At 49.1% G+C, this 1,031-nt stretch carries 2 rRNA genes; both read left to right on the top strand.

Features of this window, described 5'->3' with window-relative positions:
- Positions 1-63: ribosomal RNA gene (locus AC58UU_RS39905) — 16S ribosomal RNA — on the top strand; the annotation flags it as partial.
- A gap of 200 nt (positions 64-263) precedes the next feature.
- A 23S ribosomal RNA gene (locus AC58UU_RS39900) occupies positions 264-1,031 on the top strand; the annotation flags it as partial.

Here is a 1,031-nt window from a genome sequence, read left to right as displayed (position 1 = left end):
ATGATTGGGGTGAAGTCGTAACAAGGTAGCCGTATCGGAAGGTGCGGCTGGATCACCTCCTTTCTATGGAGACTCGGATCTGATAGATCCAGTCAAGTATCTTCGGATACAAATTGCTTACTCACTCGTGTTCAGTTTTGAAAGAGCAATCTTTCAAAAGCATTAAAGTTGTTCCTTGAAAACTAGATAACGAAACAAACGTAAAGTAAGAACTTAGGTTGCTTGATCTTCGGATCTTGCAAAATTCTTTAAATGTTTTTCTAGGTTAAGCTAGAAAGAGCACACGGAGGATGCCTAGGCACTAGGAGCCGAAGAAGGACGTGGCGAACGACGAAATGCCTCGGGGAGCCGTAAGCAGGCTTTGATCCGGGGATGTCCGAATGGGGGAACCCAGCTGTGGTAATGCGCAGTTACTCTATTGTGAATACATAGCAATAGTAGAGGCATACCCAGGGAACTGAAACATCTAAGTACCTGGAGGAAAAGAAAACAAAAGTGATTCCGTCAGTAGCGGCGAGCGAAAGCGGAATAGCCCAAACCAAGGAGCTTGCTCCTTGGGGTTGTAGGACCTCGTTATGGGGTTAGTTCGGTAGGCGAAGTGATCTGGAAAGGTCCGGCATAGAAGGTAAAAGCCCTGTAGCCCAAATCGAACGAAATCCCTAGAGGTATCCTGAGTACGGCGGGTCACGTGAAACCCCGTCGGAATCCGGCAGGACCATCTGCCAAGGCTAAATACTCCCTAGTGACCGATAGTGAAGCAGTACCGTGAGGGAAAGGTGAAAAGCACCGCGGAAGCGGAGTGAAAAAGAACCTGAAACCGTGTGCTTACAAAAAGTCAGAGCCCTCTATATGGGTGATGGCGTGCCTTTTGTAGAATGAACCGGCGAGTTACGTTCCCGTGCGAGGTTAAGCTGAAAAGGCGGAGCCGCAGCGAAAGCGAGTCTGAATAGGGCGCTTTAGTACGTGGACGTAGACCCGAAACCGTGTGATCTACCCCTGTCCAGGGTGAAGGTGAGGTAACACTCACTGGA

It is taken from the genome of Paenibacillus sp. JT22N1 (genome assembly GCF_059692155.1).
Note: the sequence above shows the minus strand (reverse complement) of the source record. Positions and strands in the feature narration are given on the sequence as shown.